Genomic DNA, 23,769 nt, shown 5'->3' on the forward strand with positions numbered 1-23,769 from the left:
AAAAAACCCCGACGTATCGGGGTTTGCATTCATGGGGATTTACGCTTCAGATTGGTTTTCTGAATCAAGCGGTTTTTGTTTTTTGTCGTCAGATTGCTCGTCAGACTCGCTCGCTTTCGAGGCATCCGGCTTGCTCGGCGTATCATCTGAAGATGAACCGCCATTACCGCCTTCCCAGCCCGCGGGCTCTCGCACGTCACGGCGAGCCATCAGATCATCAATCTGCGCTGCATCAATGGTTTCGTACTTCATCAAGGCATCTTTCATCGCGTGCATGATATCGAGGTTTTCTTCCAAGATTTGCTTGGCGCGATCGTAGTTGCGGTCGATGATGCCACGAATTTCAGCGTCAATGAGTCGGGCTGTCTCATCGGAGATATGCTTGGTTTGCGCGACCGAGCGTCCTAAGAAGACTTCGCCTTCTTCTTCTGCATACAGAAGCGGACCCAATTTTTCCGAGAAGCCCCACTGCGTGACCATTTTGCGAGCAATATCCGTCGCTCGCTCGATGTCATTCGACGCCCCCGTCGAAACTTTTTCTTTGCCGTATATCAGCTCTTCGGCCAAGCGTCCACCATAAAGGCTTGAAATCATCGAGTCGAGATGCTGACGCGACATGCTGATCCTGTCTTGCTCAGGCAAGTACATGGTCACACCCAATGCACGTCCACGTGGGATAATGGATACCTTATACACAGGGTCATGTTCAGGCACCAAGCGACCAACAATTGCGTGACCCGCTTCGTGATAGGCGGTTGACTCTTTGGTTTCTTCCGACATCACCATTGAACGGCGCTCTGCACCCATCATGATTTTGTCTTTCGCCAGTTCAAACTCGACCATCGATACGACACGTTTGTTACCACGCGCAGAGAACAGTGCTGCTTCGTTAACAAGGTTAGCCAAGTCAGCCCCTGAGAAGCCCGGCGTACCGCGCGCAATCAGTGACGCATCGACATCATTGCCTAGCGGTACTTTGCGCATGTGTACTTTGAGAATATGCTCACGGCCACGCACATCTGGCAAGCTCACCACCACTTGACGGTCAAAACGACCAGGACGCAATAGCGCAGGGTCCAATACGTCTGGGCGGTTCGTCGCCGCAATGACGATAACGCCTTCGTTGCCCTCAAAGCCATCCATTTCGACCAGCATCTGGTTTAAGGTCTGCTCACGCTCGTCATGACCTCCGCCAAGCCCAGCGCCACGCTGACGACCGACAGCGTCGATTTCATCGATAAAGATGATGCAAGGTGAGGCTTTCTTCGCTTGCTCGAACATATCGCGGACGCGTGATGCACCCACACCTACGAACATTTCCACGAAATCGGAGCCGGAAATGGTAAAGAACGGTACTTTGGCTTCACCCGCAATCGCTTTGGCTAGCAAGGTTTTACCGGTACCCGGAGGGCCGACCATGAGTACGCCGGTTGGGATTTTACCCCCTAACTTTTGGAAACGGCTTGGGTCGCGCAAGTAATCTACCAACTCCTTTACGTCTTCTTTGGCTTCATCACAGCCTGCAACGTCGGTAAAGGTCGTTTTAACCTGCTCCTCACTCATCATTTTGGCTTTTGATTTACCAAAAGACATGGCGCCTTTGCCGCCACCACCTTGCATCTGGCGCATGAAGAAAATCCATACCCCGATAAGCAGTAGCATTGGGAACCAAGAAATGAAGATCGATGCCAACATACTTGGCTCTTCAGGTGGCGTCCCTTTCACGCGCACGTTTTTGTTAAGCAGATCATCCAAAAGTTTTGGATCATTCATCACAGGCATAAAGGTGACATAGCGTGAGCCGTCACGTCGGGTGACACTCAGCTCACGATCGTCAAATTTTACTTCCTGTATTTGATCGTTGCCGATTTCGCGTACGAAAGAGGTATAGTCGACTTGACGACCGGCGCTGTCCCCTGGTCCAAAGCTTTGGAACACAGACATTAAGACAACGGCGATAACCAGCCACAGAATCAAGTTTTTTGCCATGTCACTCAAGGTGTTAGCCTCGCATAACTGAGATAGATAAATGTAAGGGTACTACAGTTTATAACCTGTAGCCACAATGTAGACTTCTCGCGACCTTGCACGGGATGAGTCGGGTTTTCGAATTTTGACCGCTGTAAACATTTTACGCACCTCGGCCAAATACTGATCAAAGCCTTCGCCCTGAAAAACTTTTACCACGAAGCTGCCTTTCGGCCCCAGCACTTCACGGCACATCTCTAATGCCAGTTCGACCAAATACATCGCTTTGGGTTGATCGGCCGCCTGATTGCCGCTCATGTTTGGCGCCATGTCAGACATCACCACATCAACTTGGTTGGGTTGAATGCGCTCGAGCAAGGTGTCGAGCACCGCTTGTTCGCGAAAATCCCCTTGAAGAAAGCTAACACCTGGCATGGGATCCATGGGTAGGATATCGCAAGCAATCACTTGCCCATCGTCACCGACTTGTGTCGCGGCATATTGCGACCAACCTCCAGGCGCAGCGCCCAGATCGACCACTGTCATTCCCGGTTTCAAGATGCGATCTTTTTGCTGAATCTCTTCTAGCTTAAAAATAGCCCGAGACCGATATCCTTTTTTCTGCGCTTCATGAACGTACTTATCGTCGAAGTGTTCTTTCAGCCAGCGTCCTGAGCTGGCAGAGTGTTTTTTATTCGCCATGTTGTTCCTACTACGCCCGCCAATGCACCACATTCATATAAAATTCAGGCAATTGTGTGCGTTAGCTTATTCTCAAAGACAGACTCACTCTCACCCAGCAGACGACGTGCATGGCATCTGCCCACTTTCTACTGTTTCAGTTTGTGGTGAGATGGCGTTAGAATGGCATGTTTTCAACCCCTAGCAAATAGAAATCGAGCCAACATGAAACTCAGCACCAAACAAAAACAGTATCTCAAAGGACTGGCTCACCCGCTTAAGCCTGTAGTCTTAATGGGCGCCAATGGTTTAACTGAAGCCGTGGTCGCTGAAATTGAGCTTGCGCTTGACCACCACGAGCTGATTAAAGTGAAAGTGGCCTCTGAAGACCGTGAGACCAAAAACCTGATTATCGACGCGATCCTACGGGAAACAGGCGCCGAAAAAGTGCAGGTAATCGGTAAAACTTTGGTCATTTATCGCCAAAGCGACGCACGCAAAATTGAATTACCACGCAAATAATCATGTGTGTGATCAAGTACGTGCTGTAGCATAACAAAAAGGCCGCATTGCGGCCTTTTTACTGTGTCAGCATCGGAGAAAAGTTACATTCCGTAACACTTTCCTACACGTAATCGACGCTATCAATTTCGAACTCTTTGACGCCACCTGGGGTGGTGATGCTCACTTCTTCACCTTCTTCTTTACCAATCAGGCCGCGAGCAATGGGAGAATTCACCGAAATCAAATTCGCTTTGATGTCGGCTTCATCATCACCCACGATCCGATAGGTCACTTCTTCGTCAGTGCTCACGTCAATCAAGGTGACCGTCGCGCCAAAAATCACTTTGCCATTATTCGGCATCTTGGTGACATCAATCACCTGTGCCACCGACAGCTTGTATTCGATGTCACGGATTTGCGCCTCACAAATGCCCTGCTCTTCACGAGCCGCATGATATTCTGCGTTTTCTTTTAAGTCGCCGAGCTCACGCGCCTCTGCAATGGCGTTGGAGATCTCAGGGCGACGCTTGATCAACTTGTCCAGCTCTTCTCGTAGCAGCTGCTCACCGCGTACGGTCATTGGCACTTTATCCATAAATGACATTACCTCTTTCAATCCACAGCAAAGGGATTTTGGCAAAACAAAGCCACGCCCAAACAGAGTATCTGGGCGCGGCGGAATTCAACGCTTTTTTTAGATTGTAAACAAGAATTCGCGCAAAATCATCTCTGATCCGGTGATAGCGTGAGCCATCCATCGGCTATCCGCTTCGCCCCCAGCCCAGCTGACGGCCTGGCCACCCCGAACGGCTTGTCTTCAAGGCTAGACAGGGTAGGATGGCATGCATGCGCAAACAAAAAGGCTTTTACCATGCTGTCCGCTCTTTTCCGCCGCCTCGCCCCCATGGCGATTTTCCTCGTGCCGTTAGCATCGGCCTCGGCGCCGTCGTTAACACTGGAACAACTGACACCATTACTCCCTAAAGGCAGCCAAGTCGCGCTATGGGTGAGTGATGCGCAGCAAAATCAGCCCCAGATCAGTGAGCAAGCCGATGCGCTGCTGCCTCCGGCCAGTACACAAAAACTCCTCACCGGACTCGCCGCTCGGCTTTATTTACCGAGCACTTTCCGTTTTTCCACCCGATTGGTGCAAACCGGTGATGACATCGCCCTTATTTTTAACGGTGACCCCTCACTGACTCGAAAGGATATTCGTCAACTGCTGAGTCAATTACCGCGTCGTGGTCTCGATACCATTAACAATCTCTATCTGGATGGGCATGCGTTTGCTGGTCGCACCCGTGCGCCTGGCTGGCCATGGGACATTTTAGCGGTCTGCTACAGTGCACCTTCCACGGCAATCACCCTCAATCACAACTGTGTGCAAGGTGCGATTTATAGCCAGCCTGATAGTACGCTGACACGCGTGCATGTCCCTGACCACCAGCCCGTTTCGGTAGAGAACCAAGCGCGAGCGGTAAGCGAGGACGAACAAGCTACCCGCCATTGCGGGCTCGATCTCACCGCGACACCGCAAAATACGTATTATTTTTCCGGTTGCCTCCCGCATCGGGAGCGTCCGCTGCCCCTCAACTTTGCCGTACAGACCCCTTCGACTTACGTCAAAGCCATTGTGACCGATGAGCTCGCGCGCCTGAATGTGCGTGTGAAAGGCGATATCCGAGTGGCGCGGGCGCCCAGCCAGTCACGCGAGTTGGCTCGTCACCAGTCAGCGCCCCTTACCTCCCTACTCACCACGATGTTGCGCGACTCTGACAACCTCATTGCCGACAATCTTCTCAAAGCCTTGGGGCGCCGCTACTTTCAGCAGCCTGGCTCTTATCGCAATGGCGTCGCGGCGGTGAAAGCGATATTACAGGAGGCTGGGATTGATCTATCACAGGCCGTGCTGGTCGATGGGTCGGGGCTGTCTCGTAATAACCGTCTCAGCGCCCGCCAGCTGGCGCAGGTGATGCATTACATCACCACTCACCCGGCACTTGGCATGGTTCAAATGCTCCCCACTGCCGGTGTGGATGGTACCCTCAAGTATCGCCAGAGCATTCGCCACGCCCCCATAAAAGGGCGTTTAAAGGCCAAAAGTGGTTCGCTGTATGGCAGCTTTAATCTAGCTGGGGTTTTGGAAGGTGATTCAGGAAACCAGCATATCGTGGTGCAACTTGTCAGTCATTATCATCCCGAGGAAGACGCACAGCCGGAGAATGTGCCCTCGCCGATTACTCAGTTTGAGCGTGAATTTTATATGGCGCTGATCCGCGGTCAGCTACTGCCTACACGAGCGCCATCTCACTGAACAAAAAAGCCCGCCAAGATGGCGGGCTCATACGCGTTGACAATCATACTGTTATGATTTGGTCAGTACCCGTGCATGCAACGATTGCACAGGATTGACTTTACTCATGTCGGCGGCCGTTAACGCCATACAGGTCGCGAAAGCAGCATTCAAGGTGGTGGTATAATTCACTTTAGCCGCCAGTGCGCCACGGCGCAGCACTTTTGAGTCCTCAATCGCTTGACGCCCTTCCGTGGTATTGACGATATAGCTGTACTCACCGTTTTTGATGCGATCAAGAATGTGTGGTCGCCCTTCATGTACCTTATTGACCAGACGCGGATTGATGCCCGCCTCGCCAAGGATCACCGCGGTGCCATGGGTCGCGTCGAGCTCAAAACCAAGCTTGAGCAACTTCGCCGCTAAATCCACCACGCGCTGCTTGTCATTATTGCGCACCGATAACAAGGCGCGTCCACCCTCGCTGTAGGCTTTACCACAGGCTAAATCCGCTTTGGCAAACGCTTCGGCAAAGGTATCACCGACACCCATCACCTCGCCGGTCGAACGCATTTCAGGGCCCAACAGTGGATCAACCCCTGGGAATTTATTGAACGGCAGCACTACCTCTTTGACCGAGTAATAAGGTGGAATCACCTCTTTAACAAACCCTTGCTCGGCCAGTGAGCGTCCGGCCATGACCCGTGCTGCAATTTTCGCGAGCGGGACACCGGTCGCCTTGGACACAAATGGGACCGTACGCGCCGCACGCGGGTTGACTTCAATGAGATAGATTTCATCATCCTTCACCGCAAATTGCGTATTGACCAAGCCTTTAACGCCTAGCTCCAACGCCAGCTTACGCACCTGTTCACGCATGCGATCTTGGATATCGTCACTGAGAGTATAAGCAGGTAACGAGCAAGCAGAATCACCAGAGTGCACGCCAGCTTGCTCGATGTGCTCCATAATGCCGCCAATCACGGCGGTTTCACCATCGCACACGGCATCGATGTCCACTTCAGTCGCATCATCCAAGAAATGATCTAGCAACACGGGAGATTCGTGCGAGACACTCACCGCCTCGTTAAAGTAGCGGCGTAGGTCGGTTTCATCATAGACAATTTCCATCGCTCGCCCGCCGAGGACGTAGGACGGACGCACCACCAGCGGATAACCAATCTCTTTGGCTTTCTCCACTGCTTGTTCCAGTGCGGTGACGGTGGCGTTAGCAGGCTGCTTAAGGCCAAGGCGCTGCACCGCATCTTGGAAACGCTCGCGATCTTCAGCACGGTCAATCGCATCTGGGCTGGTACCGATAATCGGCACACCCGCCGCTTCTAAGTCACGGGCAAGTTTAAGTGGCGTTTGCCCACCGTACTGAACAATGACCCCTTCAGGCTTTTCTACGTTCACAATGGCGAGTACGTCTTCCAAGGTGATCGGCTCAAAATAGAGGCGGTCAGAGGTGTCATAATCGGTAGAAACGGTTTCAGGGTTACAGTTGACCATAATGGTTTCAAAACCATCTTCACGCAGGGCCAGGGATGCGTGGACACAGCAGTAGTCGAACTCGATCCCTTGCCCGATTCGGTTCGGGCCACCGCCAATCACCATGATCTTCTTCTTATTCGTCGGCTGTGACTCACACTCTTCATCGTAGGTAGAGTACATATACGCGGTGTCAGAAGAGAACTCAGCGGCACAGGTATCCACACGTTTGTAGACAGGATGAATCTGGAACTTGTCACGCAGTTTGCGTACTTCAATTTCCGACACGCCTAACAAGGTTGCCAAACGGACATCAGAAAAACCTTTACGTTTTAACTGACGCAGCGCGGCTTTGTTGAGCCCCGCGAAGCCTTGCTCACGCACTTGCTGCTCATGTTTGACAATGTCTTCAATTTGTACCAAAAACCAGCGGTCGATATTGGTGAGATTAAACACGCCATCGACCGACATACCGGCACGAAACGCATCGGCAATGTACCAAATCCGTTCGGCGCCGGGCTCTTTGAGTTCATGACGAATTTTAGTTAACGCCGTATCGTCATCCAGGTTTACCATCTCATCAAAACCCGCCGCGCCCACTTCCAGACCGCGTAATGCTTTTTGCAGTGACTCTTGCTGGTTACGGCCAATCGCCATCACCTCACCCACTGACTTCATCTGGGTGGTTAAGCGGTCGTTCGCGCCGGCAAATTTTTCAAAGTTAAAGCGTGGGATTTTAGTCACGACATAATCGATGGTCGGCTCGAACGAGGCGGGCGTGGCGCCACCGGTGATATCGTTCATCAGCTCATCAAGGGTAAAGCCCACCGCCAACTTGGCTGCCACTTTCGCAATTGGGAAGCCGGTTGCTTTTGAGGCCAATGCCGAAGAGCGTGATACCCGCGGGTTCATCTCAATGATCACCATGCGGCCATTTTTGGGGTTAATCCCAAACTGTACATTTGAGCCGCCGGTTTCAACGCCAATTTCGCGCAAAACAGCCAGCGACGCATTGCGCATCAATTGGTATTCTTTGTCGGTCAGGGTTTGCGCCGGCGCCACCGTGATAGAGTCCCCCGTGTGGACCCCCATGGCGTCGAAGTTTTCAATCGAGCAGACAATGATGCAGTTGTCGTTTTTATCCCGCACCACTTCCATTTCGTATTCTTTCCAACCAATGAGTGACTCATCAATCAACAACTCATTGGTGGGGGATAAATCGAGGCCGCGCTCGCAAATCTCTTTGAACTCTTCCTGGTTGTAGGCGATGCCCCCACCAGTGCCTCCCATGGTAAAGGAGGGACGGATAATACAAGGGAAGCCCACTTCGTCGAGCACCTTGTGCGCCTCATCCATGCTGTGGGCGATGCCCGCACGCGGACAATCCAAACCAATGCTTTGCATCGCCTCATCGAAGCGATGGCGGTCTTCGGCTTTGTCTATTGCGTCAGCGGTGGCGCCGATCATTTCCACGCCAAATTCGGCTAACACGCCATGGCGCTCGAGATCCAGTGCACAGTTCAAACCTGTCTGGCCACCCATGGTTGGCAGTACGGCGTCAGGGCGTTCTTTTTCGATGATGTGTTTCACCACCTGCCACTGGATAGGCTCGATGTAAGTGGCATCGGCCATCTCTGGGTCTGTCATGATGGTGGCAGGGTTGGAATTGACCAAGATGACACGATAACCCTCTTCGCGCAGGGCTTTACACGCTTGTGCCCCTGAGTAGTCAAATTCGCAGGCTTGGCCAATGATAATCGGGCCTGCGCCCAAGATAAGGATGCTTTTTATGTCTGTGCGTTTTGGCATGCTCAACGACTCCAATTAGGCGCGATGTTGTTTGATGAGGTCGATAAAATGATCAAAAAGTGGCGCGGCATCATGCGGCCCTGGGCTTGCCTCTGGGTGCCCTTGGAAACTAAATGCGGGTTTATCCGTGCGATGAATACCTTGTAAGCTACCATCAAACAAAGACACATGGGTCGCGCGCAGCGTCTCTGGCAGGCTGTCTTTATCGGCCGCAAAGCCATGGTTTTGGCTGGTGATCATCACCACACCACGCTCCAAGTCTTTGACCGGATGGTTAGCCCCGTGATGACCAAACTTCATCTTAATTGTGTTCGCCCCACTGGCGAGGGCTAAGATTTGATGGCCAAGACAAATGCCAAACAAAGGCAAGCCTTCTGACAAAAACGTGCGCGTCGCTTCAATCGCGTAATCACACGGCGCCGGATCGCCAGGGCCATTGGATAAGAAAACCCCATCCGGGCTCATCGCTAACACCTCTTCCGCTGGCGTGGTCGCGGGCACGACCGTCAAGCGACAGCCACGGTCAACTAACATGCGCAAAATATTGCGTTTAGCACCAAAGTCATAGGCCACCACGTGATACGGCAACTCACCTTCTACGGCAGCCTCGGGCAAGCCTTGATGAAGCTGCCAAGAGCCTTGTGTCCAGCGGTAGCTTTCTTTGGTGGTCACTTCTTTGGCGAGATCCATTCCCTTCAAGCCAGGAAAGTCCTGCGCTTTCGCGAGCGCCAAGGCCTCATCCACACTGTCACCGGCCACAATACAGCCGTTCTGCGCGCCCTTCTCTCGCAACAAGCGCGTGAGTTTCCGCGTATCGATATCGGCAATACCGAGAATGTTGTGCTGTTTGAGGTAATCAGAAAGGGATTGTTGATTGCGGAAGTTGCTGGCTAACAGGGGAAGATCACGAATGACGAGGCCTTGGGCATGAACTTGGCTAGATTCTTCGTCTTCGGAGTTGGTCCCGGTGTTGCCAATATGAGGATAGGTGAGTGTCACAATCTGACGGGAATAAGAGGGGTCGGTTAATATTTCTTGGTACCCCGTCATCGAGGTATTGAAAACCACTTCTCCCACCGCGGTGCCATCAGCGCCGATTGGGGTACCGTGGAACACTGTCCCATCTTCTAGGACTAAGAGCGCAGACTTGCTCAAGACAACCTCCAGTTATATAGAAATGCACTTTTTACGACTAACGTTGCATTCACGTATTCCATCTAAGATCAAAACTCACGTCAAGCTGAATTTTGACAAATTGCGCGCATTCTAGGGATGCACAGGGGGACTGTCAATCAAAGCGCGTGATTTTTCTTTATTTTATTCGCCACTCATAAAGAAACGGCCGCCAAAGCGCTATAACAACAAGCCTCACCCATGAATTACGGATAAAAAACGCGCAAAAGGCACGCTTAATGTGTTTTTCATCAACACCTTTTTACCCTTATCAGAAAAGGTAAATTAGCAAACGTTTACTCATGCAACAAAAGCATGCATAAGGGCTATCTGTCACCATAATGACAACAAACACAAGATTAGTAGTAATAATGTCTGAACCAGGAAGGCAACCGGCAGAGGAAGAGGGAAAAGCAGAAAAAAACATCGCGCCGAGGCGCGATGAATAATTATTTAAGATTGAGGACGTCTTGCATCGTGTATAAACCACGTTGATGCTGATTGAGCCAAACCGCAGCTCGTACGGCGCCTTTGGCAAAGGTGTTTCGATTAGACGCCTTGTGAGTAATTTCTACACGCTCGCCAATATCGGCAAACATCGCCGTATGCTCGCCAACAATGTCACCTGCTCGAAGCGTGGCAAAGCCAATTTCATCTTTGCTTCGCTCTCCGGTGATCCCTTCACGCGCATAAACCGCCACATCGCTAAGTTTATTTCCCATTGCGCCGGCAATGGCTTCACCCATACCGAGTGCGGTACCAGATGGTGCATCGACTTTATGACGGTGGTGCGCTTCAACAATTTCAATGTCGCACTCTTCTCCCATCACTTGGGCTGCCTGCTCTAACAACTTGAAGACAAGATTGACACCAACACTGTAATTCGGGGCCATCACCATGGCTGTCGAAGCCGCCGCTTCTTCAATGGTTTGCTTTTGCGAGTCATCAAACCCTGTCGTACCTATGACCAACTGCTTGCCTTGTGCTTGGCATAACGTCAGGTTGGCCAGGGTCGCAGCAGGGGCGGTGAAATCAATGACCACATCGAAGTCGTCACTCACTTTCGCCAAATCGTCCACCACATTAACGCCTAACCGGCCAATGCCCGCGAGCTCTCCCGCATCGGTACCGACTAAGCTGGATTCTGGTCTTTCGCTCGCGGCTCCTAAAGTGGCACCTGGATACTGTGAAACCGCTTGGATAAGGTTGCGACCCATGCGCCCAGCCGCGCCTGCTATGGCAATACGTACCATGATTTTCCCCTTTGTCACTATGCCAGTTCACTGGCTCCTTCTTGGTAGCCAATCACTCTAGCGCGTTCCTTGGCACTTGTATATTGGCGAAAAAAAGGGAAGCCCGTGCTCCCCTCGCCGTCTTGAACATCACCCTAGGTGACTTCTCGAATTTGCAACTCTTTAGGCACTTCAAAAAACATGTTTTCTTCACGCCCTGCGAGATTATCAACATGGGTGGCACCCAGCTGCTTGATTCGCTCGATAATTTGATCCACTAACTCTTCTGGTGCCGACGCACCGGCCGTGATCCCGACCGTCTGCTTGCCTTCAAACCAGGCCGGATCGATATCTTCCGCCGTATCGGTTAAATAACCTGGCGTACCGAGTTTTTCGGATAACTCGCGCAGACGGTTTGAGTTGGAGCTGTTTTTTGACCCAACCACCACCATCACATCACAGCTTTGCGCTAAATCGCGCACTGCGTCTTGGCGGTTCTGGGTGGCATAACAAATGTCGTCTTTACGTGGTCCTTGGATGTTAGGAAACACCTTACGCAAGGTATCAATCACATCCGCTGTTTCATCGACCGACAGGGTGGTTTGGCTCACATAGTGCAAGTTATCAGGATCGCTCACCTTCAAGGTATACACATCCTCTGGAGTTTCGACCAAATACATGCCGCCGGTTTCACTGGCGTATTGCCCCATGGTGCCTTCCACTTCAGGGTGGCCGGCATGGCCGATCAGTACCACTTCCATATTCTTACGACTGGCACGCGCAACCTCCATATGCACTTTCGTCACCAGCGGGCACGTGGCATCAAATACGGTTAACTGACGCGACTTGGCCTCATTACGCACCGCTTGCGACACGCCGTGGGCGGAGAAAATCACAATATTGTCGTCGGGCACTTCGCTGATCTGCTCAACAAAAATCGCCCCACGCTGCTTTAAGCCTTCCACCACAAAGCGGTTATGCACCACTTCATGACGGACATAAATGGGGGGTTGATAGATTTCTAGCGCGCGCTCAACAATACTGATGGCACGGTCAACCCCTGCGCAAAAGCCACGGGGATTGGCAAGTAAGATCTTCATGTGTCCGCCTTTATTGCACACTTATAATTTCAACATCAAAAATGACGGTCTTCCCAGCCAGTGGGTGGTTAAAATCAACCGTGACGGAATCCCCAGTCACTGCTGTCACAATGCCCGGGATCTCCTGCCCTTGCGGCCCACTAAAGGCAATGATCGCCCCTTCTTCTGCGGGCGTTTCTCCACCAAAGTGACGGCGATCCATGTGATGGATATTATCCGGATTAGGCTGGCCGAATGCATCCTCTGGTGCCAAGGTGAAGCTGCTCGACTCCCCTTCTTTTAAACCAAGAAGGCAAGTTTCAAAGTTTTCCGTCAAGCTACCGTCGCCCATCACCAGCTTCGCCGGTTTACCCGCATTATGGGTGGTATCGGCAACCGAACCATCTTCCAGTTTGATGGTAAAGTGCATAATGACTTCGCTAGACGCTGTGATTGCTTTCATGATTCATCCTTTTAGACAGTCGCGGTTTTGCTGATAGATACGCATCATCCTTGTTTGGTCGATGACTGGCCTTGACGAAAACTATCTAAGATTATCAATGCAGCGCCCAAACATATCGCCGAATCGGCGAGGTTAAACGCTGGCCAGTGCGAACTTCCGAGATAAAAATCAAGGAAGTCAATCACGTAGCCATGCACAAGACGATCAAACAAATTACCCAGTGCGCCACCAATGATCATCGCATAGGCAATATTGATCATGCGTTTGCTGGCCGGTGTTCCCCGCATCCAATACGCCAATAATCCGCTCACCCCCAGTGCAATCGCACTGAACAGCCAACGCTGCCAACCGCCGGCATCACTTAAAAAACTAAACGCCGCGCCGTGGTTGTGCACGTATGTAAGATTGAAAAAAGGCAGCACTTCAATCCGATTCGCAAACCCGTATTCCATGGTTTGCATCACCAGCCACTTGCTGCCGATATCGAGAGCAAAGACCAGCGGCGCTAGCCAAAGCCAGCGCCATCCTGATTGTGAGAGGGAAAGAGTCTGCATCACGCAAATTGGCGAGTTTCGCCTTCTCCTGCAATATTGGTCACGCAACGGCCACAGATCTCTTCATGACCCGCAATGGTGCCAACATCAGCGACATGGTGCCAACAGCGCTCACACTTAGCTGCGCTTGATGCCGCCACGTCCACAGCCAAGCCGTCGAGTTCAGTCTTTGTTGCGGAATCAGGGGCATCTCCCGCGATCACGGTCGCTTTCGAGGTCAACAGCACAAAGCGAAGTTCGTCGCCCATCAAGCGCAGCTTCTCGGCAAAGTCTGTCGGTGCATAAAGCGTGACTTCCGCTTCTAATGAACCGCCGATGACTTTTTCATTCCGGGCTTGCTCTAGGGTTTTGTTCACTGCACCGCGAACATCAAGCAATTTCGCCCAGAACGCCTGATTCAGCACAGCCTGCTGTTCTAAGTCAAACAAGCCGTCATACCAGACTTCGGTGAAGACAAACTTGTTTCGCTCGCCGGGCATTTCATTCCAGATCTCATCCGCGGTAAATGACATAATCGGTGCCATCCAGCGTACCAGTGCTTCCACGATGTGGAACAGCGCCGTTTGACAGCTGCGGTGCGCATGGCTGCCTGCTTTGGCTGTGTACTGACGATCCTTGATGATATCGAGGTAGAACGAGCCCATTTCAATCGAGCAGAACTGCATCAAACGCTGAGTCACTTGGTGGAAGTTACAAGCATCAAACGCGGCAGTGATCTCTTGCTGCGCTTCGAGGGCGCGGCTGACGGCCCAGCGATCGACCGCCACCAAATCGTCTGGAGCAACCAAGTCAGTTTTAGGGTCAAAACCGTGTAGGTTAGCCAGCAAGAAGCGCGAGGTATTACGGATACGACGATAGGCATCGGCACTGCGTTTTAGAATTTCATCCGACACACTGATCTCACCCGTATAGTCGGTTGATGCCACCCACAAACGGAGAATATCGGCACCCAGCTTGTTCATCACATCTTGCGGCATGATGGTATTTCCCAGCGACTTCGACATCTTGCGGCCATTACCGTCGACGGTGAAGCCATGGGTGAGTACACGGCGGTATGGGGCTTTGTCTTTAATTGCCACCGACGTCATCAGTGATGACTGGAACCAGCCACGGTGTTGATCCGAGCCTTCCAAATACATATCGGCTTCTTGACCGTTAAACTCGTCACGCTGATTAACCACAGCATAGTGCGTTGCGCCAGAGTCAAACCACACATCCAGGGTATCCAAGACTTTCTCGTACTGATCAGCGTCATCGCCCAACAGTTCATTCAGATCTAAGTCCCACCACGCTTGAATACCGGCTTTTTCTACGCGCTGAGCCACCTGCTCAATCAGGTTGAGCGTATCCGGGTGTAGCTCTGAGGTTTCTTTATGAACGAACAGGGCAATAGGCACGCCCCAAGTGCGCTGGCGCGAAATACACCAGTCTGGACGCCCTTCCACCATTGACTCAATGCGGCTTTGTCCCCAGTCAGGGATCCATTCAACGTTCTTGATCTCTTGCAGCGCTTTATCTCGCAGCCCCGCTTTGTCCATGGCAATGAACCATTGCGGCGTGGCACGGAAGATGATCGGTGTTTTGTGGCGCCAGCAATGCGGGTAGCTGTGCTCATACGCGTGATGATGCAATAAGGCACCGTGCGTTTTCAGCGCTTCAATTACGCTGTCGTTGGCTTTAAACACGTGTTGACCGGCAAACAGCGGCGTGTCGGGCAGATATACACCATTGCTGCCAACCGGGTTAGCTACTTCGAGATCGTATTTTTGACCGACCACAAAGTCTTCTTGACCATGACCTGGCGCCGTGTGAACCACACCGGTACCCGATTCAGTGGTAACGTGATCGCCTAGGATAACCGGCACATCAAAGTCATAAAAAGGATGTTGCACGCGTTGAAGCTCCAACGCTTCACCTTTACAGAAACCAAGGTTGTGATAGTGCTCAATGCCCGCGCGATCCATCACATCTTTTGCCAGCTCTGCGGCAAGGATCAAGCGCTGTGGCTGGTCACCTTCCACTTGCACCAAGACGTATTCCAAGTCCGCCGCAACGGCGACCGCACGGTTCGCTGGCAAAGTCCAAGGCGTCGTGGTCCAGATCACCGCGGATACTGGGCCTTCGCCTTGGTGATCGCCCGCTAGGGTAAATACGTTCAATAACGCCTGCTCATCAACCGCGCGGAAAGTAACGTCAATCGACGGTGATGTTTTATCTTGGTACTCAACTTCGGCTTCCGCGAGCGCCGAACCACAGTCTGTACACCAATGCACGGGCTTGAAGCCTTTGTGCAAATGACCATTGCCCGCAATTTTACCCAGCGCTCGGATAATATTGGCTTCGGTATTAAAGTCCATGGTCAGGTAAGGCTTATCCCACTCACCTAACACGCCAAGCCGTTTGAAGTCGGCTTTTTGACCTTCCACTTGCTTGGCCGCGTATTCACGACATTTTTCCCGGAACTCGGCGGTGGAGATTTTCTGACCTGGCTTGCCAACTTTTTTCTCTACCATCAATTCGATAGGTAGACCATGGCAGTCCCAGCCAGGGACGTACGGTGCGTCATAGTCCGCCAGCGTTTTCGATTTAATAATAATGTCTTTGAGAATTTTATTAACAGAGTGACCAATGTGAATATTGCCGTTCGCGTACGGAGGACCGTCATGCAAAATAAATGTTTTTTTGCCTTTCTTCGCTTGACGGATTGCACCGTAAAGATCTTCATCGTACCAACGCTTGAGCATATCAGGCTCGCGCTTAGCAAGATTACCTCGCATCGGAAACGCGGTTTCCGGCAGGTTTAAGGTATCTTTGTAGTCACTCATTGATTATTGATTCCGTATGGAGGTTACACTCTAGACATTATTGGCATCAGCCAGCCACGCACGCGCGGCTGATGCATCTCGTTGAATTTGCATTTTTAACGCGTCTACTGACGCAAATTTGGTCTCGTCACGCAACTTATGTAACAAGCTTACTTCAAGCTGTTTGCCGTATAAGTCGAGCGTGTGATCAAAAAGGTGTACTTCGAGTTGCTGGTGCGTGCCGTTTACCGTAGGACGGTGCCCTACATTCGCCACCCCAGGCAATGATTGCCCATCGATGGCCACCGTTACCGCATAGACACCAGACACAGGTGAAACGCGACGTTTAAGCAACACATTTGCAGTAGGAAAACCAATCGTCCGCCCTAGCTTGCGACCGTGGGCAACCCGGCCACAAATACTGTAAGGACGCCCTAGCATATCGGCCGCCACTTGCATCTTTCCGGCGGAAAGTGCATCACGAATCGCCGTGCTACTCACACGCCGGTCGCTCACACAAAAGCTCTCGGTACTGACAACCGCAAAGTCATGCTCTTGTCCGGCTTGTTTTAAGCGCGAAAAGTCGCCAGTTCGCTTAAGGCCAAAGCGAAAGTCGTCACCCACAACCAGAAACTTAACACCCAATTGATTGACCAACAAGCGGTCCACAAAGGCATCAGGGCTCATGGCGGCGAATGCCGGGGTAAAACTCACGCACAACAGCCTGTCGACGCCCAGTTTGGCAAGCTGGGTGTATTTGTCCCGCAATCGCGATAAACGGGCAGGCGCTTGCTCTCCGAGAAATAGCTCGAGCGGTTGCGGCTCGAACAGCATGACGGTCGCAGGCAAGTCAAGGGCTCTGGCCTTCTCAACGACTTGACGCAAAACAGCCTGGTGGCCGAGGTGGACACCATCGAAATTCCCGATGGTCAGTACACAGCCTCGGTGTTGCGCCCGGATGTTGTGGATGCCTCGAATTAATTCCATCGCCTGCTGACTATTTGAACTATTAAAACTGGCGGATTATATACTAGTCAGCGCTGGCAATCAGCCCTGGATTGATAATCCGCGCGCTCTATCATCCACGATGACGAATATCACTCACCCGTACACCGAGCAACAGGGCGGTGACAAGATAAAGCGCGCCGCCTCCCACAATAAGGCTGGCTAACGTTAAGCTTCGAGATAACAAGGACATCGACACCCACTGAGACAACGCAGGCATCACCAGGTACAAACCGGCAATCATCACCCCCACAGCCAACACGAGTTTGCTAATAAATCCGACGGTTGCCCGCGATAATTGATAAATGCCTTGGCGGTGTAATCCTTGATAGAGCAGGCCGGCGTTAATCAACGCAGACAGCGCGGTGGCTATGGCCAGCCCGACATAACTAAACAAGTAAGCAAAAATGGCGTTGAAAACCATGTTACTCGCCATCGCTATCACACCATACTTTACGGGCGTTTTGGTGTCTTGGCGGGCGTAGTAACCAGGCGCAAGGACCTTGATCACCATAAAATTGACCAAGCCACAGGCATAAGCCATCAACGATAAACTCGCCGCTTCTACGTCAGGGACGCCAAATTCACCACGCATAAAGAGCACCATCAACATCGGTTGGGCAAGCACGATCAAACCCGCCATCGCTGGGATCCCAAGGAGCAACACCATACGCACCCCCCAGTCCATGGTGGCGGAAAATTGCTGAGGCGATTGGTCCACATGCTTTTTCGATAGCGCCGGCAAGATCACGGTGGCAATAGCAATACCAAACAGGCCGAGCGGAAATTCAAGCAAGCGATCAGAGTAATACAGCCAACTGATCGACCCTGTCATCAAGAAACTGGCAATAAAGGTATCGAATAATAGGTTAATTTGGCTCACCGAGACCCCGAAAAGCGCGGGAATCATCAGCTGACGTATTTTCACTACCCCAGGATGCTGCCAGCCCCACTTAGGTTTTACCAGCATGCCTTCTTGAGAGAGGAAAGGTAGTTGAAATAAAAGCTGAACCGCGCCCCCAATAAAGACACCAATCGCCAAACCTATTTCAGGTTGGGCAAGATGCGGGGAGAGCCCTATCGCCGCTGCGATAATGGCGATATTCAAAAAAACAGGGGTAAAGCTCGACACCGCAAATTTATTGAGGGTGTTAAGTATCGCCCCAGATAAAGCCACAAAGGTAATAAACCATAAGTAAGGGAAGGTAATTTTGAGCATCAAGCTCGCCAACTCAAACTTGGCACCGTCAGGCCGGCCCTCGAGCCAATCAACGAACCAACCTGTACCAAACAGCGCCGCTAGGACGGGCGAACCGACCACCCCGAACAAGGTGACAAGAGTAACCAAGCCACCTAAGGTGCCCACCACATTGGCGACCAGCTCACGCGAGTGCGCGCGTGTGTCATCATCTTTATCTCGCGCTTGATATTCAGTTAATACGGGCACAAACGCTTGCGAGAAGGCACCTTCTGCGAACAAACGACGCAAAAAGTTCGGAATTTTGTTGGCGAAAAAGAACACATCGGCGGCGGCGCCTGCCCCCATCAAGTTCGCGATCACCACATCACGGACCAGCCCTAAAACACGGGACACCAAAGTCATGGTGCTCACGATGAGCCCAGAGCGTAAAAGTCGCTTACTCACGGTTACCTCTTGAAAACACGTGCCCAATGCGCGTCACTGTCGCACCTTCATTGTTTCTTTCCGCTGTCACGTTATCACTGACATCGATAAGAAATGGAAATATAGGTGACGTCGGGGCTGAAATGCTGATAGAATCAGCCGCCATATTAACTGTGATAACCCCGCAGCGCCAACACATCGTTGGAGCGGCGGATCTTTGCACAAATGAATTGACAATAGAGGTAAAAAGAGGCATAGTCCTCCGCCTTGAAATGTCACCGAACAAAAAGATTTGGGAGTTAGACCCTTGGCGAATATCAAATCTGCTAAGAAGCGTGCGATCCAGTCTGAGAAGCGTCGCCAGCACAACGCAAGCCGTCGCTCTATGATGCGCACTTATATGAAGAAAACTGCTTCAGCTATCGCTGCAGGCGACAAAGAAGCAGCAACTGCTGCTTTTGCACAAGTTCAGCCTATTCTTGATCGTTCAGCCACCAAAGGCCTGATCCACAAGAACAAAGCAGCTCGTTACAAAGCAGCATTCGCAGTACAAATTAAAGCGCTGTAATTTTGCTCTTTGCAAAGAGATAAAAAAAACCGGCTTCGGCCGGTTTTTTTATTGCTTAAGGGTTGGGTGAATCCACGGTTTCCTTACAATACAGATCATGTAATAACTGGATAACCGCCTCAACTTCATCACTTTTTAGCGAGTAATACACGGTTTGCGCTTCTTTACGCGTGGCCACTAGGCCATCTTTTCGAAGCCAAGCAAGGTGTTGAGACAGCGCCGATTGGCTTAAAGGCACTCGCTCCACCAGCTGCCCAACCGACAACTCTCCTTGCAGTAGATAACACAGAATGAACAGGCGTTTCTCGTTGGCCATGGCCTTGAGCAGGTTTACCGCCTTCGGCCCATTCTGCTGCATGCGGGCTAAATCCATTCAACTTCCATCACTCATTAATACTCATTGCCACGAGTCTAGCACGATCTTTATGCCAATCTGTAACTAAACAAATAAGCGGCTGTAATCTGCCTCACAAATCCGCTTGACCGCCGGATGCTGGATCATTCGCTCGGCGAATATCACATAGTACTCTTCTTTGACCGCACTCAACTCGACAATTTGTACGGCTTGCCCGAGGCGCGTCACTTCCTCGGCATAGGTGGTGGGCGCAATGAATAACGCCTGATGACTAATGCCAAATGCTTTCATCAGTGCAGAGTCATCAAACTCACCCAGTATGTTGGGCACGATGCCTTGTTGATCAAACCACTGTGTGAGTTTTCGTCCCATAGCGGTCGCTTTGCTCGGCATCAATATTTTTTGCGTGGCAAGACGGATAGGTAGCGGCACATCGGGGGGCTCTGCGGGATTAGAGGAATACAAACTCATGCTACTCTCACCAAGCTTGACGCTAAATAACCCCGCCTGTTGCGTGGAATCGACTGGGCAGTCGGACAAGATCATATCCAATTTGTGCTGAGAGAGCTGTTCGAGTAGCATCTCGTGCGTCGATTCAAAGCAACGTAGGTGGATGGCATTATCGTTCGGGATAGCATGAAGCAAGATTTGACTGATCAAACGCTTAGATAAGGCATCAGCCACCCCTACATCAAATAAGATGTTTTCTTGTTGGCTATAGTTAACAATATCCAGCATCTCATAACTCAAGCCAAACATACGGTCCGCATATTGAAAAACGAGCTGACCCAGTTCGGTGGGCTCAACATAACGGCCATTGCGTTTAGTAAGCTTGCCATTTAAGCGCTGTTCCAGCGCTCGGATTTGCCCTGTCACAGTTTGTGGTGTTAAACAAAGTTTGTCCGCCCCTTGGGTGATCGAACCTTGCTTGCAGACCATCCAGAAATAGTAGAGGTGGTTGTAGTTTAGGTGAGCCATGCTGATTGATAAAAAAACGCCAGACGAGCAGCTTACGCTGCCCCTCTGGCGCCTTCAAGTTTCATGCTCGTTTTAGTCTTTCACATCATCTTTATCGAGCGGCTTTCTCACCCGCTCTCCAGCACGATGCTCTAACGCACGCTCTGAAAAGCTCGACCCATTTTCGGCTTTATCTGTGTCGTTTAATGAGGCCGTCATCGCTTTTCCATCTGCCACGCCCGCTAAGTAGGCTTGGCACACGTCGCTGTTATCCTTTTCTCCGTGGCAGTACATCTCCTGGTTCGCCGCCATGGCAGAGCCAGAGACGGCAACCAGGCTAGTAATCAATGCTAGTGTCGCCTTCTTCATACTCGTCTCCTCGTTCATCAGCAAGCGCGCTGGCTGGGGGCAATGCAAAGTGCAAGACCGCATAACCAATCACCGCGGCCAAGGTTGATCCTATCAAGATCCCCAGACGAGAGAGTGTGACGAACTCGCCATTCACACCGACAAAGGCCAGTGACGAGATAAAAATAGACATGGTAAAACCAATACCACAAAGCACTGACACCGCGAAGATGTGGGTGAAATTCACACGTGCTGGTAATTTGGCAATGCCGAGTTTCACCGCTGCCCAGCTAAAGCTAAAGATACCCAAAGGCTTACCAATCAGCAGACCCAATGCAATACCTAACGGCAACATTTCGGTTAAGTTTGCCAAAGAGACGCCATCCAAAGACACCCCGGCATTCGCAAAGGCGAAGATAGGCAGGATCAAATACGACACATAAGGATGGAGGGCGTGCTCCATTTTTTTCAACGGTGATGGGTCATCCTCCGTTTTACCTTTCAGTGGGATGGCAAAGCCAAGCACGACACCGGCGAGGGTCGCGTGAACACCTGACTGTAAAACACTGAACCACAGCACCAAACCGACCACCACATACGCGGTGATACTGGTGACCTTGCGCATGTTCATCGCCACCAAGACTAAGGTAGCAGCAAACGCACTGGCTAACGCAACCACTGACAGATCACTGCTGTAAAATAGCGCGATGATCACTATTACCCCAAGATCGTCAATAATCGCCAGTGCGAGCAAGAAGACCTTTAGCGCCAACGGTACACGATTACCCAGCAATGCCAAGACACCGAGGGCAAAGGCAATATCGGTCGCGGCCGGGATCGCCCACCCCGATACCGCGAGAGGGTCACCCCAGTTAAAGGCTAAATAGACCAATGCGGGGGCGAGCATCCCACCAATGGCGGCGACCGCCGGGAAGGTCGCTTTGTCTTTCGAGTTTAAGGCACCTTGCACCAACTCACGCTTCACTTCCAAACCAATCAGCAGGAAAAAAATCACCATCAAGCCATCGTTGATCCAATGACCAACCGATAAACCGGCTATATAGGTATGAAGGGTGCTGTCATATAAAGGCTGTAGATCCGAGTTCGCTACGAACATCGCCAATACCGCCGCAATAATCAGCACAATACCTCCTGCGGATTCCATTTTCAGAAACTGACGAATGACATCAGTCATTTAAGCACTCCATACAAAAAAAGTGGATTTCCGTAGTCTAGTCAGCCAGACCACTTTTAGAAAAATCGTTTGTTCTGATAGTAAACATCGGAAAAACCGATATCAAAACTAACTTACCATTGATTTATTCGCAGTCTAATCTTTTTTATCCTTGCTAACCGCCCTGTGTCTAGCATAGTGTCAACGCGCGCCTCCCTGTTACATTTTTTCCACGGATTTTTTTACGGCACCGAACGGGCACAAATAATACTTAAAATCAGCAAGCTAACTGGCGCGAATTCCACTGATAACCTCGTCCAGATCGGATTTTCAAACCACTGCAGTATTTGTGTCATATTTCTGAAATATTACCTTCTTACTATCGCCGCAGATTTTTGCTTTGACACTAAACTGACATCGAACTGTCACGGAGATATCTTATGACTCCCCATGCTACAGCGGTAGAGGCAACCCAGAGCTCCTCAAATTGGTTCCGTTGGACCAAGCTTGCCGTCATGCTTTACCTCCTACTGGTGGCCGTTGCCATGGTAGGAAGCGGCTTTAAATGGGCCGTCGGCGACGAAGCAAAGACGCTCTTCGCGTTCGCTTCTCATCCCGTAGCTGGCTTAATGATTGGTATTGTTGCTACCGCATTGATCCAATCGTCAAGCACAGTCACCTCTATTATAGTTGGCTTAGTCGCAGGTGGCCTCCCCGTTGAAGCCGCGATTCCAATGGTCATGGGGGCAAACGTAGGCACCTCGGTCACTAACACGATCGTGAGCCTTGGGCATGCCCGCTGTAAAGTGGAGTTTAGTCGCGCATTTAGTTGCGCCACCGTCCATGATTTCTTCAACCTTTTTGCCGTTGCTATCTTCCTGCCATTAGAGATGGCGTTCGGTTTGCTGAACAAGATTTCCGAGTGGTTGGTTTCACCGCTGACGCAAGCCAGTGACATGAGCATTAAAGGTTTGAACTTTGTTAAACCGCTGACAAAACCCGTGGTTAACGCGGTGCAATCACCGCTTGAAGCCGCCCTGCCTGGTAACATTGGTGGCGCTATCATGATTGTCATGGGGATTGCTGCCATCGTGATTGCGATTACCATCATGGGCAAAGTGATGAAAAAGCTGATGGTCGGTCGTGCCAAAGACATGCTGAAGAACGCGATTGGTCGTGGTCCACTGCACGGTATTTTCTCAGGCTCTGTGGTCACTGTTTTGGTGCAGTCTTCATCGACAACCACCAGCTTAATGGTGCCGCTAGTCGGCTCAGGGGTGCTAAAAGTCCGTGACATCTACCCCTTCACCTTAGGCGCCAACATTGGGACTTGTATTACCGCCCTACTCGCCGCCACGGCGGTTACCGGTGAATTCGCGGTCTTTGCCCTACAAATCGCGTTGGTGCACTTAAGCTTCAACATCTTGGCGACGACGCTGATTTTCGGTATTCCGTTCTTGCGTGAATTGCCGCTCAAAGGGGCCGACTGGTTAGGCCAATTGGCAGCCAAATCAAAAGCGGCGGTACTGGCTTACATCGGCCTCGTCTTTGTGATTGTTCCAGGAAGCATTGTGCTGTTGTCACAGTGATGGGTTGACCTCCCGCCCAAGCGCAAAAAACCACCGCCCGTGCGGTGGTTTTTTATTGGAGACACCAAAGTAAGTCAGATAAAGATGTCGCGATATCG

20 protein-coding genes are annotated in these 23,769 nt (G+C 51.3%); 4 read left to right on the top strand and 16 right to left on the bottom strand.

The annotated features are described in order from the left end of the window. Positions 1-39: 39 nt before the first annotated feature. Positions 40-1,989, bottom strand: coding sequence for an ATP-dependent zinc metalloprotease FtsH (gene ftsH / locus BZG25_RS11420; protein ID WP_046075113.1), 1,950 nt, complete (start codon positions 1,987-1,989; stop codon positions 40-42). A gap of 51 nt (positions 1,990-2,040) precedes the next feature. Next, positions 2,041-2,670 (bottom strand): 23S rRNA (uridine(2552)-2'-O)-methyltransferase RlmE, encoded by a 630-nt coding sequence (gene rlmE, locus BZG25_RS11425; RefSeq protein ID WP_077578311.1) that lies wholly within the window; start codon positions 2,668-2,670, stop codon positions 2,041-2,043. A 204-nt stretch (positions 2,671-2,874) separates the two neighbouring features. Here rlmE and yhbY point away from each other — a divergent pair, with 204 nt between their 5' ends. Further along, on the top strand, positions 2,875-3,171 hold the full coding sequence (yhbY, locus tag BZG25_RS11430) for a ribosome assembly RNA-binding protein YhbY (protein WP_046075111.1): 297 nt from the start codon (positions 2,875-2,877) through the stop codon (positions 3,169-3,171). Positions 3,172-3,274: 103 nt separating this feature from the next. On the opposite strand, the gene greA is transcribed toward yhbY, so the two are convergent. After that, a complete protein-coding gene (greA, locus tag BZG25_RS11435; RefSeq protein WP_046075110.1) occupies positions 3,275-3,748 on the bottom strand; it encodes a transcription elongation factor GreA in 474 nt (157 codons plus the stop codon). Positions 3,749-4,024: 276 nt separating this feature from the next. Here greA and dacB point away from each other — a divergent pair, with 276 nt between their 5' ends. After that, complete coding sequence (dacB, locus tag BZG25_RS11440) at positions 4,025-5,467, top strand: D-alanyl-D-alanine carboxypeptidase/D-alanyl-D-alanine-endopeptidase (protein WP_077639104.1); 1,443 nt, start codon at positions 4,025-4,027, stop codon at positions 5,465-5,467. 51 nt (positions 5,468-5,518) lie between these two features. Here dacB and carB read toward each other — a convergent pair whose 3' ends face one another. From carB to murJ, 9 genes are all read right to left on the bottom strand, one after another. Beyond that, on the bottom strand, positions 5,519-8,746 hold the full coding sequence (gene carB, locus BZG25_RS11445; RefSeq protein WP_046075109.1) for a carbamoyl-phosphate synthase large subunit: 3,228 nt from the start codon (positions 8,744-8,746) through the stop codon (positions 5,519-5,521). Positions 8,747-8,761: 15 nt separating this feature from the next. After that, on the bottom strand, positions 8,762-9,901 hold the full coding sequence (gene carA / locus BZG25_RS11450) for a glutamine-hydrolyzing carbamoyl-phosphate synthase small subunit (RefSeq protein ID WP_046075108.1): 1,140 nt from the start codon (positions 9,899-9,901) through the stop codon (positions 8,762-8,764). A gap of 467 nt (positions 9,902-10,368) precedes the next feature. Continuing rightward, on the bottom strand, positions 10,369-11,172 hold the full coding sequence (dapB, locus tag BZG25_RS11455) for a 4-hydroxy-tetrahydrodipicolinate reductase (RefSeq protein ID WP_046075107.1): 804 nt from the start codon (positions 11,170-11,172) through the stop codon (positions 10,369-10,371). Positions 11,173-11,306: 134 nt separating this feature from the next. Continuing rightward, a complete protein-coding gene (gene ispH, locus BZG25_RS11460; protein WP_046075106.1) occupies positions 11,307-12,251 on the bottom strand; it encodes a 4-hydroxy-3-methylbut-2-enyl diphosphate reductase in 945 nt (314 codons plus the stop codon). A gap of 10 nt (positions 12,252-12,261) precedes the next feature. Next, positions 12,262-12,693: an FKBP-type peptidyl-prolyl cis-trans isomerase gene (gene fkpB, locus BZG25_RS11465; protein WP_046075105.1), complete on the bottom strand. Its 432-nt coding sequence runs from the start codon at positions 12,691-12,693 to the stop codon at positions 12,262-12,264. Positions 12,694-12,737: 44 nt separating this feature from the next. Next, positions 12,738-13,247, bottom strand: a complete 510-nt coding sequence (gene lspA, locus BZG25_RS11470) for a signal peptidase II (protein ID WP_046075104.1) — start codon at positions 13,245-13,247, stop codon at positions 12,738-12,740. Next, positions 13,247-16,072, bottom strand: a complete 2,826-nt coding sequence (ileS, locus tag BZG25_RS11475) for an isoleucine--tRNA ligase (protein ID WP_077639105.1) — start codon at positions 16,070-16,072, stop codon at positions 13,247-13,249. The genes lspA and ileS overlap by 1 nt, the downstream gene beginning before the upstream one ends. Positions 16,073-16,102: 30 nt before the next feature. After that, a complete protein-coding gene (ribF, locus tag BZG25_RS11480) occupies positions 16,103-17,038 on the bottom strand; it encodes a bifunctional riboflavin kinase/FAD synthetase (protein ID WP_046075102.1) in 936 nt (311 codons plus the stop codon). A 91-nt stretch (positions 17,039-17,129) separates the two neighbouring features. After that, on the bottom strand, positions 17,130-18,701 hold the full coding sequence (murJ, locus tag BZG25_RS11485) for a murein biosynthesis integral membrane protein MurJ (RefSeq protein WP_077639106.1): 1,572 nt from the start codon (positions 18,699-18,701) through the stop codon (positions 17,130-17,132). A gap of 286 nt (positions 18,702-18,987) precedes the next feature. Between murJ and rpsT the strand changes: the two genes are divergently transcribed. Beyond that, positions 18,988-19,248: a 30S ribosomal protein S20 gene (rpsT, locus tag BZG25_RS11490; RefSeq protein ID WP_077639107.1), complete on the top strand. Its 261-nt coding sequence runs from the start codon at positions 18,988-18,990 to the stop codon at positions 19,246-19,248. A 55-nt stretch (positions 19,249-19,303) separates the two neighbouring features. Here rpsT and BZG25_RS11495 read toward each other — a convergent pair whose 3' ends face one another. From BZG25_RS11495 to nhaA, 4 genes are all read right to left on the bottom strand, one after another. Then, entirely contained in the window at positions 19,304-19,621 is a 318-nt protein-coding gene (locus BZG25_RS11495; protein ID WP_046075099.1) for a metalloregulator ArsR/SmtB family transcription factor, read from the bottom strand. 66 nt (positions 19,622-19,687) lie between these two features. Beyond that, positions 19,688-20,581 carry a transcriptional activator NhaR gene (gene nhaR / locus BZG25_RS11500; protein ID WP_046075098.1) on the bottom strand — a complete coding sequence of 298 codons (894 nt, stop codon included), beginning with the start codon at positions 20,579-20,581 and terminating at the stop codon, positions 19,688-19,690. Positions 20,582-20,653: 72 nt separating this feature from the next. Continuing rightward, positions 20,654-20,929, bottom strand: coding sequence for a hypothetical protein (locus tag BZG25_RS11505; protein WP_077606480.1), 276 nt, complete (start codon positions 20,927-20,929; stop codon positions 20,654-20,656). Continuing rightward, positions 20,898-22,103, bottom strand: coding sequence for a Na+/H+ antiporter NhaA (gene nhaA, locus BZG25_RS11510; RefSeq protein WP_046075096.1), 1,206 nt, complete (start codon positions 22,101-22,103; stop codon positions 20,898-20,900). Before nhaA ends, BZG25_RS11505 begins: the two co-directional genes overlap by 32 nt. Positions 22,104-22,522: 419 nt before the next feature. Here nhaA and BZG25_RS11515 point away from each other — a divergent pair, with 419 nt between their 5' ends. After that, positions 22,523-23,671, top strand: a complete 1,149-nt coding sequence (locus BZG25_RS11515) for a Na/Pi symporter (protein ID WP_046075095.1) — start codon at positions 22,523-22,525, stop codon at positions 23,669-23,671. Positions 23,672-23,769: the final 98 nt, after the last annotated feature.

Origin of the sequence: Salinivibrio sp. ML198 (genome assembly GCF_001996015.1) — a bacterium.
Taxonomy (GTDB): Bacteria; Pseudomonadota; Gammaproteobacteria; order Enterobacterales; family Vibrionaceae; genus Salinivibrio; species Salinivibrio siamensis.

Excerpts from the sequence above, each read along its gene's own strand:
- ftsH (WP_046075113.1), bottom strand. The coding sequence starts at position 1,989 with ATGGCAAAAAACTTGATTCTGTGGCTGGTTATCGCCGTTGTCTTAATG.
- rlmE (WP_077578311.1), bottom strand. The coding sequence starts at position 2,670 with ATGGCGAATAAAAAACACTCTGCCAGCTCAGGACGCTGGCTGAAAGAA.
- yhbY (WP_046075111.1), top strand. The coding sequence starts at position 2,875 with ATGAAACTCAGCACCAAACAAAAACAGTATCTCAAAGGACTGGCTCAC.
- greA (WP_046075110.1), bottom strand. The coding sequence starts at position 3,748 with ATGGATAAAGTGCCAATGACCGTACGCGGTGAGCAGCTGCTACGAGAA.
- dacB (WP_077639104.1), top strand. The coding sequence starts at position 4,025 with ATGCTGTCCGCTCTTTTCCGCCGCCTCGCCCCCATGGCGATTTTCCTC.
- carB (WP_046075109.1), bottom strand. The coding sequence starts at position 8,746 with ATGCCAAAACGCACAGACATAAAAAGCATCCTTATCTTGGGCGCAGGC.
- dapB (WP_046075107.1), bottom strand. The coding sequence starts at position 11,172 with ATGGTACGTATTGCCATAGCAGGCGCGGCTGGGCGCATGGGTCGCAAC.
- ispH (WP_046075106.1), bottom strand. The coding sequence starts at position 12,251 with ATGAAGATCTTACTTGCCAATCCCCGTGGCTTTTGCGCAGGGGTTGAC.
- fkpB (WP_046075105.1), bottom strand. The coding sequence starts at position 12,693 with ATGAAAGCAATCACAGCGTCTAGCGAAGTCATTATGCACTTTACCATC.
- lspA (WP_046075104.1), bottom strand. The coding sequence starts at position 13,247 with ATGCAGACTCTTTCCCTCTCACAATCAGGATGGCGCTGGCTTTGGCTA.
- ileS (WP_077639105.1), bottom strand. The coding sequence starts at position 16,072 with ATGAGTGACTACAAAGATACCTTAAACCTGCCGGAAACCGCGTTTCCG.
- ribF (WP_046075102.1), bottom strand. The coding sequence starts at position 17,038 with ATGGAATTAATTCGAGGCATCCACAACATCCGGGCGCAACACCGAGGC.
- BZG25_RS11495 (WP_046075099.1), bottom strand. The coding sequence starts at position 19,621 with ATGGATTTAGCCCGCATGCAGCAGAATGGGCCGAAGGCGGTAAACCTG.
- nhaR (WP_046075098.1), bottom strand. The coding sequence starts at position 20,581 with ATGGCTCACCTAAACTACAACCACCTCTACTATTTCTGGATGGTCTGC.
- BZG25_RS11505 (WP_077606480.1), bottom strand. The coding sequence starts at position 20,929 with ATGAAGAAGGCGACACTAGCATTGATTACTAGCCTGGTTGCCGTCTCT.
- nhaA (WP_046075096.1), bottom strand. The coding sequence starts at position 22,103 with ATGACTGATGTCATTCGTCAGTTTCTGAAAATGGAATCCGCAGGAGGT.
- BZG25_RS11515 (WP_046075095.1), top strand. The coding sequence starts at position 22,523 with ATGACTCCCCATGCTACAGCGGTAGAGGCAACCCAGAGCTCCTCAAAT.